Raw genomic sequence first — 15,524 nt, forward strand, 5'->3', positions numbered from 1 at the left:
CGCCGATCTCGATCCGGACCCATCCGGACGCGCCACACCTCCGAACCCCCGACAGGTCGCGAACGTCGCGGCCCGGAACGAAGGGATCGATCATGAAGGCACGCACCCGCGCCGCGCTCGTCGCGCCGGCCCTCTCGCTCGCCGGACTGCTCGCCGTGACCGGAACGGCCTCGGCCGCGGACGGAACCGCTCAGGGCGATCTCACCCCCGTCCCGCTGAACGGCGTGGACGGCAGCGGCGAGGCGATGGTCTGGGTCGAGGGCACCACGCTGACCGTGGAGTTCGCGGCCTCCGGCCTGCTCGCCGGCAGCCCGCACGCCGCTCACCTGCACTACGGCGAGGACGCCACGAACCAGTGCCCCGTCGAGAGCGACGACGCCGACGACTCGGGCACCATCACCACGTCCGAGGGTGTCCCGTCCTACGGCTCGGTCCAGGTCTCCCTGACCACCGAGGGCGACACGTCGGGCGACTCGGCGCTCGCCGTCGACCGGTTCGACACCGCCGAGGGCGGCGAGATCGACTACCAGCGCGGTGAGATCGAGGTCTCCGAGGACCTCGCGGACGACATCCTCGCCGGTGACGTCGCCCTCGTCGTGCACGGCGTCGACCACGACGGCAGCGGTGCCTACGACGGCGACACCGAGTCGGACCTCGACCCGTCGCTGCCGGCCGAGGCCACGGACCCGGCGCTGTGCGGCATCCTCGCCGCCTCGCAGATGGACGAGATGCCGGCCGGCGGCGTGGCCACCGGCACCGGTGGCACCGCCGGGACCGAGAACCTTGGTCTGATCGCCGGTGGTGGTGTGGCGCTCCTCGCGGGCGCCGGCCTGACCGCCGGTCTGGTCGCCCGCCGTCGGACCGTGAGCCAGGACTCCTGATGGTCGGCCGACGCGCGACCGTCGTCCTCGCCGCCGGGCTGCTGCTCGGCGGCGGCACGGCGGTCGCCGTCGGGCTGGGTACGCAGGAGCCGGCACCCGTGCCGGCACCGGTGGGAGGGATGACGGCGGCTGAGCCGTCGCCGCCCCCGTCCTCGTCCCGCTCCGCGCCGCCCGAGGCGCTGCCCGGCCCGAGCACCGCCCCGAGCGCCGCCGAGCCGGTCGCACCGTCCGACGAGCCGACCGCGGAGGAGCGCAGCGCTCCACCCGAGCGGGTGCGGATCCCGGCCATCGACGTCGACTCGCGGCTGCTGCACCTGGGCCTGAACGACGACGGCACGATCGAGGTCCCCGCGGGTGACGACATCGACCGCGCCGCCTGGTTCGACGGGTCCCCGCGGCCCGGCGACCAGGGGCCGGCGGTCATCGAGGGACACGTCGACAGCCCGAACGGCGAGTCGGTCTTCTACCACCTGTCCACGCTGGAACCGGGGCAGAAGGTGCACGTCGAACGCAAGGACGGGACCACGGTCACCTTCGAGGTCGACCGTGTCGAGGCGTACGACAAGGACGAGTTCCCGACCCGGCGCGTGTACGCCAACACCGAGGGCCCCGAGCTGCGTGTCATCACGTGCGGCGGAGCCTGGGACCCGGAGGCCGGCCACTACCAGGACAACACCGTCGTGTACGCCCACCAGGTGTGAGTCACTCGACGCGGACGTCCTGCGGCCCCTTGTCCGGGCGCCGACCCCGCCAGACAGGGTGCCGCAGGCTCCCCGCGCCGGGCGAGCCCCCGGTCCACCCGGCGTGCATCACCTCGACCACCTCGGACGGGTCCACCCAGCGCGTCCCCGCGGCGTCGACGGCCGGGACGTCCACGGCCGCGGTGGAACGCTCTCGCGAACCCAGCACCTCGCGCAGCGACCGCCGCTCCGCGTCCCCGAAGCCGGAGCCGACCCGTCCCACGAAGCGCAGGCCCTCGCCGTCGGGCACCGCGAGCAGCAGGCCGCCGACAGACCGCGGGTCCTCGGTCGGTGTCCCGCTGCGCAGCGGACGCCATCCCACGACGACCGCCTCCTGCATCTCGACGTGCTTGGCGCGCAGCCAGTCGCGCGAGCGGCGCCCTGCCGCGTAGCCGGCCCGCCGTCGCTTCGCCACGATCCCCTCCAGCCCGAGACGGCGTGACTCGGTCAGCGCGTCCGCCGCGCCGCCGGGCAACGTTTCCGGCACGTGCACGGGGCGCCGCGGGGTGAGCACGCGGGCGAGCATCGCACGCCGTTCGTCGTAGGGGTGGTCGGTGACGTCGATGCCGGCCACCCGCAGCACGTCGAAGAGCACGAGATCGACGCCCACGCGACGGCGCGCACGCTCGACCTCCCGCGGCTTGACCAGGTTGGCCCGGCTCTGCAGCCGCCGGAAGCTGGGCCGGCCCTGCGGGTCGAGCGCGACCACCTCACCGTCGAGCACCAGCGGCACCTCGTCGTCGGCGACCATCTCCGCCAGCTCCTGGAGCTCCGGGAACGTGGGTGTCAGGTCCCGGCCCGACCGTGAGGTCAGGCGCACGCGGGTTGTCGGCGGGCGGCCGCCGTCCGTGCCGGCGCCCGTGCCGTCGCCCGCAGCGCCGCCAGGTCCCTCGGGCACGTCGGCGGGTACGACCTCGACGATCGCCCGGAACCCGTCCCACTTGGCCTCGAACGCCCACTCGTCGGCCTCCATGCGGGCGAGCTCCGCGGGTGGCGCCGTGGTCGCGAGCATCGGGCGCGGTGGCGGGCCGGCGGCCGGTGTCGGGGCGTCGGGCAGTGTCTCGGCGTCGCCGGTCGAGGTCGTACCGGTCGAGGTCGTACCGGTTGACGGCGCGGCGCCGTCGGGCTGTTCCTTGGTGCGGTGGATCAACCAGGAGCTCGCGCTGCCGTCGCGGCCACCGGTCTGGATGAGGGCGAGCCGGCGCGACCCCCGGCGCTCGCTGTGCAGCGTGACGATGACCTCCTTGCCCTCGCGCCACTTCTCCAGCTCGTAGGTGCCGGCGTCCCAGATCGTCACCTCGCCTGCGCCGTACTCGCCGGACGGGATCGTGCCCTCGAACTGCCCGTACTCCAGGGGGTGGTCCTCGGTCTGCACCGCGAGGTGGTTGCGGGACGGGTCGGTCGGTTCACCCTTGGGCAGCGCCCAGCTCACCAGCACCCCCTCGTGCTCCAGGCGGAAGTCCCAGTGCAGGCGGCGGGCGTGGTGCTCCTGGACGACGAACGACGGGCGGGCCTCCTCGCCCGGTGCGGACGGGGGCCCGCCGTGCCCGGCCGACCCCTCCGGGTGCGGGTCCGGGCGCCCGGCGTCCGGCCCGAAGGGCTCCGGCGTCCTGCCGGGGTCACGCTTGGCCCGGTACGTCTCGAGCCGCTGGAACGAGGCGAGCCGATCCGGCGTCGGCTCCAGCCGCGACAGGTGGCCGGTGAGCAGCGGGGCCAGCAGGTCGCCGTCGCGGTCGAGCCGCTCGAGGACCTCGGTGTGGCTCAGCTGGCGCAGGTCCGGGTCGTCGAGCTCGTCCCACGTCCGCGGTGCCGCGACCGTGGGCTCCCCGCGCCCGCGCAGCGAGTACGGCGCGATCGTCGTCTTCGACCCGTTGTTCTGCGACCAGTCGACCAGCACCTTGCCCACGCGCAACGACTTCTTCATGTCGCTGACCACCAGGTCCGGACGGGCCGACTCCAGGTGCCGGGCCAGCTCCTTGGCGACGGCGGAGACGTCGTCGGAGGTGAGCTCGCCGTGCGCCGCGGTGAGCGCCGCGTACAGGTGGATGCCCTGGGAGCCGCTCGTCACCGGCAGCGGGTCCAGGTTCATGCCCGCGAGGACGTCCCGGGCGAGCCGGGCGACCTCCGCGCACTCGGCCAGACCCGCGCCGGGTCCCGGGTCGAGGTCGAGGACCAGGCGGTCCGGGGCCAGCGGCGTGCCCGTGCGGCCGAACTGCCACTGCGGGGTGTGGATCTCGAGCGTGGCGGTCTGGCCCAGCCAGGTCAGGGTGGCGAGGTCGTCGACCAGCACGTAGTCGTTGGTCGACGACGTGTGCCGGATGGTGCGCCGCGGCACCCACTCGGGTGTCGAGGCGTCGAGGTTCTTCTGGAAGAACATCTGCCCGTCCACCCCGTCCGGCCACCGCTTGCGCGTGGCCGGACGGTGCGCGGCGTGCGCCACGAGCGCGGGCGCCACCTGGGCCAGGTAGTGCAGCACCTCGCCCTTGGTGGTGCCCGTCGCCGGGTAGAGCACCTTGTCGAGGTTCGTCAGCTGGAGCCGGCGGCCTTCCACCGAGACCGTCTGGGGCCGGGACCGGGGCGCGTCGGCGGGTGCCATGGGTTCATGCTGCCCCGGCCCGGGGCGGGGCGCAGTCCCGGGTCACTCCCAGCGGAACCAGAGAGCCGACAGCAGCGTGCCGACGAGGGTCGCCACCACCAGGCCGACGACGGCGGAGGCCGGTACGGGAGCGCCGGCCCAGGCGGCGCCGAGCGCGTCGACGGTGGCGCCGAAGGGCAGCACCCCACCGATCTGGGCCAGCACGTCCGGCAGGTTCTCCCGGCCCCCGAACAGTCCGCCGACGGCGGCCATACCGAGAAAGGCGACCAGTCCGATGGCCACCGAGGACTGTGGCGTGGGGGAGACCGCGGCCACGAGCATGCCGACGGCGTACATCGCCGCGATCGCCAGCGCCAGCACACCGGTCGCGGTCCAGGGGGCCGCCGGTGCGTGGGCACCGTAGGCCACGAACGCCACCCCCAGGGTGAGCGCCAGCCCGACCAGGATCTGCGCGATCCCGACGGCGGCCTGCGCGACCAGCACCATCACCGGGGACGCCGGAGTCACGCCGAGCCGGCGCAGCACTCCGGTGCGGCGATAGGTGGCCAGGAAGCTCGGCATGTTCACGACCCCGACCATGGCGACGACGAACGCCAGGGTGAGGGGCAGCAGGTAGAGGTCGAAGGCGGTGCGTCCGCCCGTGCCGGGGATCACGGTCTCGGCGCCGCTCTGGGTGCCGTTCATCACGAGGATGAGGACGGGCATGCCGATCGGGACGATCAGACCGGCCGTGTCGCGGGCGACCATCTTCGCCTCGGCGACCGTCATGGCGAGCCACGCGCGGACGCCGGGACGGACCTCGGGCAGGCGGGGGACCAGGGTGTCGGTCATCGTGCGGCTCCCGTCAGGGTCAGGTAGGCCTCTTCGAGCCCGGCATCCGTCGGCAGGTCGGCGTCCGTGACGAGTCCGGCGGGAGTGTTGTCGGCGACGACGCGGCCGGCGTCGAGCACGATCGCGCGGTCGCACAGCTTCTCCACCTCGTCCATGTGGTGACTCACCAGCAGCACCGTGGTGCCGTCCTCGCGCAGTCCGCGCACCAGGTCGAGCATGCCGCGACGGGCCTCGGGATCGAGACCCGTGGTGAGCTCGTCGAGGATCACCACCCGCGGGTTGCCGACCAGCGCCACGGCGATCGAGGTGCGCTGCCGCTGTCCTCCGGAGAGGTTGCCGAACCGCGTCTCGTGCTGGTCGCCCAGCCCCATCGCCTCGACGAGCTCGCCGGGGTCGCGGCCCGTCGGGTAGAAGGACCGGTGCAGCCTGACCAGCTCGCCGACGGTCAGGGCGTCCTGGAGCTGTGGTTCCTGGAGCTGGACGCCCAGGACGCCGCGGACCTTCGCGCGGTCGGCGCGCGGGTCGTGACCCAGCACGCTCACCGTGCCCGTGTCCGCAGCGCGCAGGCCGCTGACGAGGCTCACCACCGTGGACTTACCGGCGCCGTTGCGGCCGAGCAGCCCGACGATCTCACCGACCTCGATGCGGAGGCTCACGTCGTCCGCCGCCACGGTGGTGCGGCCGCGCCGCCGGTACTCCTTGTGCAGGTGCGTCGCTCGGATCGCTGTCATGACCACGACGCTAGGGACGGCGGGCACCCCGCCGCGCGTGCCGGCGGTCACGACCTCCGACCGTGACCTCTGGCACCCGCGGCGCGGCGCTGACCTGCCGTAGCGTGGGACGGTGCGACGACCAGGGGCAGACGCGGCGGCAGGGCTGGCGGTGCTCGGCGTGTGCGTGGGCGTCGTGGTGATCGTGCCGTTCATCGTCGAGCGGTCGTCCTACCTGGTGGCGCCGTGGATGTGGTGGGTCGCGGCGGTCGCCTTCGTGGCGCTGACCCTCTGGGTGATGGTGCAGAAGCCGCACGCCCCGGGGACGGTGGCGGGTGTCGCCGGCCAGACGGTGCTCGCGGGTGTGCTGATCATCGGGCTGCCGGGGGCGGGCTGGTTGCCGATCCTGCTCGTGTTCGGCGCCGCGCTGAGCACGTACCTGGTGTCGTGGCGGGTGACGACGGCGGTGATCGCGGCCAACACCGTGGTCCTCGTGGTCAGCTCGGTGCTCGGTGCCGAGCGCCGGGGCGCGGAGCTGCCGGTGGCCGAGGTCGTCTTCGGGGCGGGCCTGTACCTGCTCCTCCAGGTCTCCGCCGCGTTCGTCAGTGCCGCCCTGCAGCGTGAGCAGCGCATGCGGGTCGAGCTCTCGGTGGCGCACACCGAGCTCGCGGCGGCGACGGTGCTGCGCGACGAGGTGAGCCGGGCCTCGGAACGCCTGCGGATCGCGCGCGAGCTGCACGACCTGCTGGGTCACCAGCTCACGGTGCTGACGCTGGAGCTGGAGTCGGCCGTCCACCGGACCGGTCCGGAGCAGGCCGAGCACGTCGAGCGGGCGCGGAGCATGGCGCGCGAGCTCCTGGCAGACGTGCGCACGACCGTGGGCGAGCTCCGCCGTCGGGCGCCGGACCTGCGTGAGGCGCTCGGCGCGGTCGCGGCCGCGGTCCCGCACCCGAGGCTCGAGGTGTCGGTGGCGGACGACGTCGCCGCCGACGAGGAGCAGACGGCCGCGCTGGTGCGGGTGGCTCAAGAGGTCGCGACCAACGCCGTGCGGCACGCCGTCGAGGCGTCGGTCCTGACGATCGAGGTCACGGCGGACGGCGAGCGGCTGAGGCTGGTCGCGCACGACGACGGGTACGCCGCCGGGACGGTGACGCCGGGCAACGGGTTGCGCGGCATCGTCGAGCGCGTCGAGGTGCTGGGCGGGGCGGTGCGCTTCGACGGCTCGCGGGGCTTCCGGATCGAGGCCGCGATGCCGCAGCGGGTGCGCTCGTGACGCGGGCACCGGCGGCACCCGGGGAGCTGCGCCTGGTGCTCGTCGACGACCAGACGCTCGTGCGTCACGGCATCCGGAGCCTGCTGGAGATCGCCGGGGGTCTCGACGTGGTGGCCGAGGCGGACGACGGCGCGGCGGGGGTGGAGGCCGTGGTGGCGCACGGCCCGGACGTGGTGCTGCTCGACCTGCGCATGCCGGGGACGGACGGGTTGTGGGCGCTGCGTGAGCTGCGCCGTCGTGGGCTGCACGTGCCGGTGCTGGTGCTGACGACGTTCGACGACGACGAGCTCGTGCTCGGCGCGCTGCGCGCGGGGGCGCAGGGCTACCTGCTCAAGGATGTGACCGTCGCGCAGCTCGCAGGTGCGGTGCGCACCCTGGCCGGCGGCGGCACCCACGTCCAGCCGTCGGTGACGGCCCGGTTGCTGCGCGCCGTGCGGTCGTCCCCGGCAGCGGACCTCGGGATCGACGACGCGCACGTCCAGCCGCTGACCGAGCGCGAGACCGAGGTGCTGCGGCTCGTGGCGGAGGGCTGCACCAACCGGGAGATCGCCGAGGTGCTGCACCTGGCACCCGGCACCGTGAAGAACCACGTGTCCGCCGTGCTGCTCAAGCTGGACACCACGGACCGCACCAAGGCGGTGCTGCGCGCGCTGCACCACGGCCTGCTCTCGTGAGGCGGGGTCCCCGGACGGCCTGGTGGCGGTCGGTGGGACACTGGTGACGTGCAGATTCCTCTCGTGTGGTCGCTCGTCCTCGTCCTCGCCGCCGTCTGGAATCTCGTCGTGTGGCCCCAGTTCTGGCGACGCGTGACCAAGGACGCCCGCGCCCGTGACGACGCCGGCCGACCGACGCGGTTCTACACCGTCCATGCCGTGCTCGTCGGGGTCTCCGTCGTCCTCGCGCTGCTGGTCGGCGTCGTGGGCGTGCTCGGTCTGCTCGGCTGACGCTCGATCGCCCTGCGCGCTCGCGCGTCCCGCGTGAGACTGGGGTGATGAGGGCCATCTGGAAGGGTGCCGTGACGTTCGGCCTCGTCAACGTCCCGGTGAAGCTGTACAGCGCGACGTCCGACCACGACGTCTCGCTGCACCAGGTCCACGACGCGGACGGCGGCCGGATCCGCTACCGGCGCGTCTGCGAGCTCGACGGCGAGACGGTGCCCTACGAGCACATCGACAAGGCGTACGACGACGGCGAGCAGGTGGTCGTGCTGACCAAGCAGGACTTCGCCGCGCTGCCGGCGGAGACCCACCGCGAGATCGAGGTGGTGGAGTTCGTGCCGAGCGACCAGGTCGACCCGATCCTGCTGGACCGGACCTACTACCTCGAGCCGGACTCGAAGAGCCCCAAGGCGTACGTGCTGCTGCGGCGCACCCTGGAGGAGACGGACCGGACGGCGATCGTGAAGTTCGCGCTGCGCCAGCGCACCCGGCTCGCGGCGCTGCGCGTGCGCGAGGAGGTGCTGACCCTGCAGACGCTGCTGTGGGCGGACGAGATCCGGGAGGCCGAGTTCCCGTCCCTGGACGCCTCGACCTCCGTCACCGACAAGGAGCTGGCGATGTCCGCCCAGCTGGTGGCGAGCTACGAGTCCGACTTCACGCCCGAGGACTACACGGACGAGTACCAGGTCCAGCTGCGCCAGCTCATCGACGCCAAGATCGAGAAGGGCGACACGTTGGACCCCGCGGAGACCTTCGGGGAGCAGGAGGAGGGGGAGGGCGCCGAGGTCGTCGACCTCATGGAGGCCCTCAAGCGATCCGTCGCCGCGCAGCGCAAGACCGGCTGACCGTCGTCGCGGGGGCTCGTCCTGGCAGCTCAGGCGGTGGCGGACTGTCGCAGGCGCTCGACCAGCGCCAGCAGCTCCTCGAGCGGCGGGGGCTCGGCGCCGAGGGAGGCGCGGTGGTAGATGCCGTCGCTGAGGAGCACGACGGCGCGGGCCACCGCCGGGTCGTGGACCTGCTCGGCGACGGCGTCGGTCCACGCCTGCTCGGCCGCGTCGAGCGCGCCGCGAGCACGCGGGTAGGCGCCGCGCGCGAGCTCCGCCACGGCGAGGTAGGTGCGGTCGAACTCGCTGCCCACGGCGGACGAGGTGCGCAGCAGGTAGTGCACGGGGCCCTCGGGTGCGGACCGCATCGCGGAGACGTCGGCGGAGATCAGCCCGGTGAGGTGCTCGACCAGGCCGTCGACGAGGGCGTCCTTGGAACCGAAGTGGTAGAGCAGCCCGCCCTTCGAGACGCCCGCGTGCTCGGCGACGGCGTCGAGCGTGGCGGACCGCTCGCCGGAGGTCACGAGGAGGTCGGTGAACGCGTGCAGCACCTTGGCGCGGGCTGCCGGTGGGGGAGGCATGGTTGCACCCTACCGGCGGACGCGTTACTGTACCGACTAGACGGTGCAGAAGCTCGACGCGACGCGTCGCCCTGACCGTCGTGTGCTGTGAGAGGCATCCGCCATGGCTCAGATCCCCACGGCACCGGCACCCTCGACGACGAACCCCTCCGCCCCCGGCGCCGCGTCCCCGACCACTGCGGCGCGGCGGTGGGTCGCCCTCGCGGTCCTCATGCTGCCGGTGCTCCTGGTGTCCATCGACAACACCGTCCTCAGCTTCGCGCTGCCCCAGATCTCGGCCGCTCTCGAGCCGGGCGGCACCCAGCTGCTCTGGATCGTCGACTCCTACTCCCTGGTGCTCGCCGGCCTGCTCGTCCCGATGGGTTCGATCGCCGACCGGGTGGGCCGCCGTCGGCTGCTGCTGACCGGTGCCGTCGGCTTCGCCGCGGTCTCCGCCGTGGCCGCGTTCGCCCCGACGGCGGAGACCCTCGTCGCCGCGCGGGCGGCGCTCGGCTTCTTCGGCGCCATGCTCATGCCGTCGGCGCTGTCGCTGCTGCGCAACGTCTTCACCGACCGCTCCGAGCGCCGGCTGGCCATCGCGATCTTCGCCTCGGGCTTCGCCGCCGGCTCGGCCGTCGGCCCGATCGTCGGGGGCGTGCTCCTCGAGCACTTCTGGTGGGGCTCGGTCTTCCTGCTCGCGGTGCCCGTCCTGGTGCTGATGCTCGTGCTCGCACCGATCTACGTCCCGGAGTCGCGGGACCCGGCGCCCGGCCGCATCGACCCCGTCTCCATCGTGCTCGTGATGGTGGCGATGACGGCCGTCGTCCTCGGCATCAAGACGCTCGCCGAGGGCGAGGTCTCCGGGGTCGCCGAGATGCTGCTCGGCCTCGGTGTCGGGGCGGTGTTCGTCCGCCGCCAGCTGCGCCGCCCGGACCCCATGCTCGACGTCCGCCTCTTCCGGCACGGGGCGTTCACCGGCAGCGTGCTGGTGAACCTGCTCTCGGTGTTCTCGCTCGTGGGGTTCCTGTTCTTCGTCTCCCAGGACCTCCAGCTCGTCATCGGGCTGTCGCCGGTCCAGGCGGGTCTCGTGCTCCTGCCCGGGACCGTCACCATGGTCGTCGCCGGTCTGTCGGTGGTCCGTGTCGTGCGCCGCGTGCGCCCCGCGTCCGTCGTGGCCACGGGGCTGTGCGTGTCCGCGACCGGCTACCTCGTCACCGCCCTCGTGGCCGGTCGCGGCGAGGCCGGCTGGATCGCCGCGGCGTTCGTGCTGCTCTCCCTCGGGGTCGGGATGGCGGAGACGATCTCGAACGACCTCATCGTCTCCACGGTCCCGCCGGCCAAGGCCGGCGCCGCCTCGGCGATCTCCGAGACCGCCTACGAGGTCGGCGCCGTGCTGGGCACGGCCGTGCTGGGCGGCATCCTCACCGCGTCGTACCAGGCGTCGGTCGTGGTGCCCGACGGCGTCGCCGCGGCGGACGCCGCCCGGGCGGCCGAGACGCTCGGCGGGGCGACCAACGTCGCGGCAGGGCTCCCGGCGGAGCAGGCGACCGTGCTGCTCGACTCCGCCCACGCCGCGTTCGGCAGCGGCGTGGTCACCACGTCGGTCATCGGCCTCGTCGCGGTCCTGGTCGCCGCCGTGGTCGCGCGGACGACGCTGCGCCGTGTGACCTCCTGACGCGCCGCCCGGGGAAGGGCTGTGCCGGAAGCCGGGCGGCGCGATGTCAGGATGGTGCCACCATGACCGAACACCGCACCCCGCCCCGCTGGCTGCGCTGGGCGCTCGCCGTCGTCGCGGTCGTCACCGCCTGCGTCGGTCTCGGCATCACGACGGCGTCCGCCACGCTGAGCCTCGGGCCGCACGAGGCCGAGTACGCCGTCGACACCGACGGGCTCGTCGTCGTCGACCTCGGGCCGCTCGGCACCCTCGAGATCGACTCGCCCCTCCCGCTCGGCCTCGGCGTGGACGTCACCGTCAAGGAGATCCCGGCCGACCTGTCCGCCGTCGGCGCCTCGTCGACGCTCGACCGGCTCGTCGGCGACCTGGACGGTTACCTGCAGTTCTACGACAGCCCGCAGGTGACGATCGACGCGGTGACCGTGGCGCTGCTCGGGGACGCCGCACGACGGGCGGGTCTCGCGCTCGCCGTCGTCGCGCTGCTGGGCTGGGGGGTGCGGGCGCTGCTGGGCGGCCCCAGGAGGCGCGAGCTCACGGCGGTGCTCGCCCCGCGGACGTGGCAGCTCACGGCCGGTGTCGTCGTCGTCGCCTTCATCGGCGGGGCGTTCGTCTCGGCGGACGTCGACACGCCGCGCCCCGGACGCCCGGCCTCGGAGGTGTTCGCGGGGACGTCGCTGGAGGGCGCGCGCATCACCGGGCGGCTCGCCGGGGTGATCGACACCTACGGTGGTCAGCTCGTCGAGCTGTACGACGAGAACGAGGCCTTCTACGAGGCAGCCCGCTCCGACCTCGGCACGGCGTGGAGCTCCTGGGAGATCCGCCACGCCGTGCGGACGAACCTGGGCGAGGAACCCGCCGATCCCGCCACGGGCGCCGACGGTGACGTCGTGACGATGCTGGTCGTCTCCGACCTGCACTGCAACACCGGCATGTCGACGGTGATCGAGGAGGTGGTCGAGCGCTCCGAGCCCGACGTGGTGCTCAACGCCGGCGACACGACGATGAACGGCACCGCCGTCGAGAAGGTCTGCGTGGACGCCTTCGCCTCGGCGGTCGGCGACGTCCCGATGGTGGTCGCCGACGGCAACCACGACTCGACGCTCACCTCCCAGCAGGAGGCGGCGCACGGCCAGATCATCCTCGACGGTGACGTGGTCGAGGTCGCCGGCGTGCGGATCCTGGGTGACCGGGACGCCCTGGAGACCCGCATCGGCGAAGGGACCTACCCCGCGCGCGAGCAGACGCCGGCCGAGCAGGCGGCGAACCTGGCCGAGACCGCCTGCGAGGAGGAACCTGACCTGCTGCTGGTCCACACTCCGGTCGTGGGTGTGCCGGCGCTGGAGTCGGGATGCGTCCCGTTCCAGGTCTCCGGCCACACCCACCGGCGATCAGGACCGCTGCAGGTGGGGCGCGGCATGCGGTACGTCTCGGCGAGCACGGCGGGTGCCGCCTCGGGGCAGCCCACCGTGGGCCCGTTGCGGGGCACCGCCGAGATGACGCTGCTGCGCATCGACACCGCTACCCGTGAGTGGCTCGACACCCAGGTGATCGAGGTGACGCCGGACGGCGAGGCGACCGTCCACGACCGCGTCCCCGTGCCCGAGGTCGTCCCGCCGGTGGGCGAGCTGGCCGACCCGGCGCCGCTGGTCTCGCCCTCGTCGCCCGAGGACCCCGCGGAGACGGTCGCACCCTCGGACGAGCCCTCGGTCGACGTCCCGATCGCGCCCTGAGCGCCGCCGCCGCGCGTAGGCTCTTCCGTGTGACCGACACCGAGACGCAGCCGGCCGACCTCACGCCCGTGGCGCAGGACTACCTCAAGGCCGTGTGGTCCGCGCAGGAGTGGAGCGACGACAAGGTCACCACCGGTCTGCTCGCCGACCGGCTCGGCGTCGGCCCCTCCACCGTCTCGGAGACCGTGCGCCGGCTGACGGCCCAGGGACTGCTCGGGCACGAGCCGTACAGCGGGGTGTGGTTGACCGACCTCGGGCGCCGGCACGCGTTGACGATGGTCCGTCGGCACCGGTTGATCGAGACCTGGCTGGTGCGCGAGCTCGGCTACACCTGGGACGAGGTCCACGACGAGGCGGAGGTGCTCGAGCACGCGGTCTCCGACCGTCTCGTCGAGCGGATCGACGCCCGGCTGGGGCACCCCCGCCGCGACCCGCACGGCGACCCGATCCCGACGGCGGACGGCCGGGTCGTGCGTCCGGACGCCATCCTGCTGGCCGATCTCGCCGAGGGAGAGGTCGGCGTGGTCGCCCGGATCTCCGACGCCGACCCGGACGCGCTGCGGTACCTGGCCGGGCTGGGCCTCGACCTGGACCTCGAGATCACCGTGGTGCGGCGCCGCGACTACGCCGGGACCCTGACGGTGGCCTGGAGCGGGGCCGACGGGCCGGTGTCCGTCGACCTGGGGCACCTGGCGGCCTCGCGCGTGCGGGTGGTCCGCGCGTAGGCTGGGTCCCTTCCCGACGGTGTGCTCGCAGTCTCTGCGACGCGCCGTCGAATCGTTTCGAGCACTTCCGAGAACTCGAGGAACTCCGTGACCCTGGCTCCCTCCCGCCCCGCGGCGCGCCTGCGCCTCAGCCCCGCCTCGTGGGCCCTCTTCGCGCTCGCGCTCGGCGGCTTCACGATCGGCACCACCGAGTTCGCCACCATGGGCATGCTCCCGCAGTTCGGCGCCGACCTGGGCGTGAGCGACCCGGTGGCCGGGCACGCCGTGACGGCCTACGCCGTCGGCGTCGTCGTGGGCGCCCCGCTGCTGACCGTCGCCGCCGCGCGCATGTCCCGGCGTCGGCTGCTGCTGTGGCTGATGGGCTTCTACACCGTGGCCAACGTGGTCTCGGCGGCCGCGCCGAGCATCGAGTGGCTGGTGGCCGGCCGGTTCCTCGCGGGCCTGCCGCACGGGGCCTTCTTCGGCGTCGGCGCCGCGGTCGGGGCCTCCGTCGCCGGGCCGGGTCGGCGCGGGCACGCGGTGGCCGTGATGATGACGGGGCTCACCGTCGCCAACGTGATCGGGGTGCCGCTGTCCACCGCCGTCGGCCAGGCGTTCGGGTGGCGGGTCGCGTTCGTGCTCATCGGCGCGCTCGGCGGCGTCGCCCTGCTGGGGCTGTGGCGGTTCGTGCCGGAGCGCGGACCCGTCGAGTCCAGCGTGCGCCAGGAGCTCGGCGCGCTGGCGAACGGACCGATGTGGGTGGCGTTCGTCGCCGGCGCGATCGGGTTCGGCGGGCTGTTCGCCGTCTACACCTACGTCGCGCCGACCGTCACCGAGGTGACCGGGATGAGCGAGGGCGCCGTGCCCTGGGTGCTGGCGGCGATGGGCGTCGGGATGACGGTCGGCACGCTCGTGGGCGGACGGCTCGCCGACCGCTCGGTGCTGGGCACCGTGATCGGCGGGTTCCTGACCACCGCCGCGGCCCTCGTCCTGTTCGCGCTGACCGCGACGTCGCCCGTCGGTGCCGTGGCCGGGCTCTTCCTGCTGGGCGTCACCTCCCAGGTGCTGGGGCTGGCCATGCAGACACGGCTCATGGACCTCTCGCCCCGGGCGGAGTCGCTCGGTGCCGCCCTGTGCCACTCGGCCCTCAACCTGGCTAACGCCGGCGGCGCGTTCTTCGGCGGGCTCGTCATCGCCGCGGGCTACGGGTACGTGGCTCCCGCCTGGACCGGCCTGGTGCTGACCTTCGTCGGCCTCGCCATCGTGCTGCTGTCGGTGCGGGCACGCTGGTCCCACCGGGCGGTGCGGGCTCCTGGGTCGGGCCCGACCTCCTGACCGCGTACTCCCAGCACCGTCCCAGGACGGTGCGGTACCGTCACCCGCGTGACCGACACGACGGTGAGCACGGACGGTTCCGCCCAGAGCCCGGACGGCCTCGATCCTGCGGTGCCTGCGCCCGTGCTGCGCACGCTGTCGACCCGCGCCTTCGGCACGTTGCTGGTCGTCCTCGGTGGCATCGGGCTCGCCGGGTCGATGTGGCTGGCGATCGAGAAGATCCTCAAGCTGCAGGACCCCGGACGCACGACCTCGTGCAGCATCAACGTGTTCCTCGACTGCGGCGTCGCCATGGGGTCGTGGCAGGGGGCCCTGCTCGGTTTCCCCAACCCGTTCCTCGGGGTCGCGGCGTTCCCGGTGGTGATCACCACGGGCGTCGTGCTGCTCGCGGGAGCCCGGCTGCCGCGCTGGTACCTGCTGAGCCTGCTGGCCGGCACCGTCCTGGGTCAGGCGCTCATCTTCTTCCTCATGTGGACCAGCTTCTACGTGCTGGTCGCCCTGTGCCCGGCCTGCATGATCGTGTGGACCGCCATGTGGCCGTTGCTGTGGGTGCAGGTCGTGCGCGCCGTGCAGTCCGGGGACCTGCCGGCGAGCGAGGGCCTGCGACGCGCCGTCGTGGGCAACCGCTGGGTGATCCTCGTCATCGGGTACGTCGTCGCCGTCGCGTGGCTCCTGCTCGCCGTGGGACCGGCGCTCGTCGGCTCCTTCTGAGGCGGCAGAACCCGGC

15 protein-coding genes are annotated in these 15,524 nt (G+C 73.6%); 11 read left to right on the plus strand and 4 right to left on the minus strand.

Features of this window, described 5'->3' with window-relative positions; genetic code table 11:
* Window positions 1-92 precede the first annotated feature (92 nt).
* The gene (locus UQW22_RS12515; RefSeq protein ID WP_407317309.1) at window positions 93-881 is read left to right on the plus strand and encodes a hypothetical protein; all 789 of its coding nucleotides are present in this window, start codon (window positions 93-95) and stop codon (window positions 879-881) included.
* Window positions 881-1,582 carry a class F sortase gene (locus UQW22_RS12520; RefSeq protein WP_407317311.1) on the plus strand — a complete coding sequence of 234 codons (702 nt, stop codon included), beginning with the start codon at window positions 881-883 and terminating at the stop codon, window positions 1,580-1,582. The genes UQW22_RS12515 and UQW22_RS12520 overlap by 1 nt, the downstream gene beginning before the upstream one ends.
* 1 nt (window position 1,583) lies before the next feature.
* Here the strand turns inward: UQW22_RS12520 and UQW22_RS12525 are convergent, their stop codons facing one another.
* Genes UQW22_RS12525 through UQW22_RS12535 form a run of 3 tightly spaced genes read right to left on the minus strand, consistent with a single transcriptional unit; the run spans window position 1,584 to window position 5,779 of the window.
* Window positions 1,584-4,217: an ATP-dependent DNA ligase gene (locus UQW22_RS12525; RefSeq protein WP_407317312.1), complete on the minus strand. Its 2,634-nt coding sequence runs from the start codon at window positions 4,215-4,217 to the stop codon at window positions 1,584-1,586.
* Window positions 4,218-4,259: 42 nt separating this feature from the next.
* Window positions 4,260-5,048 carry an ABC transporter permease gene (locus UQW22_RS12530; protein ID WP_407317314.1) on the minus strand — a complete coding sequence of 263 codons (789 nt, stop codon included), beginning with the start codon at window positions 5,046-5,048 and terminating at the stop codon, window positions 4,260-4,262.
* Window positions 5,045-5,779: an ABC transporter ATP-binding protein gene (locus UQW22_RS12535; protein WP_407317315.1), complete on the minus strand. Its 735-nt coding sequence runs from the start codon at window positions 5,777-5,779 to the stop codon at window positions 5,045-5,047. The genes UQW22_RS12530 and UQW22_RS12535 overlap by 4 nt, the downstream gene beginning before the upstream one ends.
* 112 nt (window positions 5,780-5,891) lie before the next feature.
* Here UQW22_RS12535 and UQW22_RS12540 point away from each other — a divergent pair, with 112 nt between their 5' ends.
* Genes UQW22_RS12540 through UQW22_RS12555 form a run of 4 tightly spaced genes read left to right on the plus strand, consistent with a single transcriptional unit; the run spans window position 5,892 to window position 8,814 of the window.
* Window positions 5,892-7,031, plus strand: a complete 1,140-nt coding sequence (locus UQW22_RS12540) for a sensor histidine kinase (RefSeq protein ID WP_407317317.1) — start codon at window positions 5,892-5,894, stop codon at window positions 7,029-7,031.
* Window positions 7,028-7,705, plus strand: coding sequence for a response regulator (locus tag UQW22_RS12545; protein WP_407317318.1), 678 nt, complete (start codon window positions 7,028-7,030; stop codon window positions 7,703-7,705). Before UQW22_RS12540 ends, UQW22_RS12545 begins: the two co-directional genes overlap by 4 nt.
* Before the next feature lie 48 nt (window positions 7,706-7,753).
* Entirely contained in the window at window positions 7,754-7,975 is a 222-nt protein-coding gene (locus tag UQW22_RS12550; protein WP_407317320.1) for an SCO4848 family membrane protein, read from the plus strand.
* A 47-nt stretch (window positions 7,976-8,022) separates the two neighbouring features.
* Window positions 8,023-8,814, plus strand: coding sequence for a Ku protein (locus UQW22_RS12555; protein WP_407317321.1), 792 nt, complete (start codon window positions 8,023-8,025; stop codon window positions 8,812-8,814).
* Between the two features lie 29 nt (window positions 8,815-8,843).
* Here the strand turns inward: UQW22_RS12555 and UQW22_RS12560 are convergent, their stop codons facing one another.
* The gene (locus UQW22_RS12560; protein ID WP_407317322.1) at window positions 8,844-9,374 is read right to left on the minus strand and encodes a TetR/AcrR family transcriptional regulator; all 531 of its coding nucleotides are present in this window, start codon (window positions 9,372-9,374) and stop codon (window positions 8,844-8,846) included.
* Between the two features lie 103 nt (window positions 9,375-9,477).
* Here UQW22_RS12560 and UQW22_RS12565 point away from each other — a divergent pair, with 103 nt between their 5' ends.
* From UQW22_RS12565 to UQW22_RS12585, 5 genes are all read left to right on the plus strand, one after another.
* Window positions 9,478-11,028, plus strand: a complete 1,551-nt coding sequence (locus UQW22_RS12565; protein WP_407317323.1) for an MFS transporter — start codon at window positions 9,478-9,480, stop codon at window positions 11,026-11,028.
* Window positions 11,029-11,090: 62 nt separating this feature from the next.
* Window positions 11,091-12,758: a metallophosphoesterase gene (locus UQW22_RS12570; protein WP_407317325.1), complete on the plus strand. Its 1,668-nt coding sequence runs from the start codon at window positions 11,091-11,093 to the stop codon at window positions 12,756-12,758.
* 29 nt (window positions 12,759-12,787) lie between these two features.
* Complete coding sequence (locus UQW22_RS12575) at window positions 12,788-13,483, plus strand: metal-dependent transcriptional regulator (RefSeq protein WP_407317326.1); 696 nt, start codon at window positions 12,788-12,790, stop codon at window positions 13,481-13,483.
* 87 nt (window positions 13,484-13,570) lie between these two features.
* Window positions 13,571-14,797: an MFS transporter gene (locus tag UQW22_RS12580; protein WP_407317327.1), complete on the plus strand. Its 1,227-nt coding sequence runs from the start codon at window positions 13,571-13,573 to the stop codon at window positions 14,795-14,797.
* A gap of 48 nt (window positions 14,798-14,845) precedes the next feature.
* Window positions 14,846-15,508 (plus strand): vitamin K epoxide reductase family protein, encoded by a 663-nt coding sequence (locus UQW22_RS12585; protein WP_407317328.1) that lies wholly within the window; start codon window positions 14,846-14,848, stop codon window positions 15,506-15,508.
* Window positions 15,509-15,524: the final 16 nt, after the last annotated feature.

Source organism: Isoptericola halotolerans, assembly GCF_045689585.1.
Taxonomy (GTDB): domain Bacteria; phylum Actinomycetota; class Actinomycetes; order Actinomycetales; family Cellulomonadaceae; genus Isoptericola; species Isoptericola halotolerans_B.

What these genes read in the sequence shown, in the direction of transcription:
- UQW22_RS12515 (WP_407317309.1), top strand. Translation starts at nt 93, where the DNA reads ATGAAGGCACGCACCCGCGCCGCGCTCGTCGCGCCGGCCCTCTCGCTC.
- UQW22_RS12520 (WP_407317311.1), top strand. Translation starts at nt 881, where the DNA reads ATGGTCGGCCGACGCGCGACCGTCGTCCTCGCCGCCGGGCTGCTGCTC.
- UQW22_RS12525 (WP_407317312.1), bottom strand. Translation starts at nt 4,217, where the DNA reads ATGGCACCCGCCGACGCGCCCCGGTCCCGGCCCCAGACGGTCTCGGTG.
- UQW22_RS12530 (WP_407317314.1), bottom strand. Translation starts at nt 5,048, where the DNA reads ATGACCGACACCCTGGTCCCCCGCCTGCCCGAGGTCCGTCCCGGCGTC.
- UQW22_RS12535 (WP_407317315.1), bottom strand. Translation starts at nt 5,779, where the DNA reads ATGACAGCGATCCGAGCGACGCACCTGCACAAGGAGTACCGGCGGCGC.
- UQW22_RS12555 (WP_407317321.1), top strand. Translation starts at nt 8,023, where the DNA reads ATGAGGGCCATCTGGAAGGGTGCCGTGACGTTCGGCCTCGTCAACGTC.
- UQW22_RS12560 (WP_407317322.1), bottom strand. Translation starts at nt 9,374, where the DNA reads ATGCCTCCCCCACCGGCAGCCCGCGCCAAGGTGCTGCACGCGTTCACC.
- UQW22_RS12565 (WP_407317323.1), top strand. Translation starts at nt 9,478, where the DNA reads ATGGCTCAGATCCCCACGGCACCGGCACCCTCGACGACGAACCCCTCC.
- UQW22_RS12570 (WP_407317325.1), top strand. Translation starts at nt 11,091, where the DNA reads ATGACCGAACACCGCACCCCGCCCCGCTGGCTGCGCTGGGCGCTCGCC.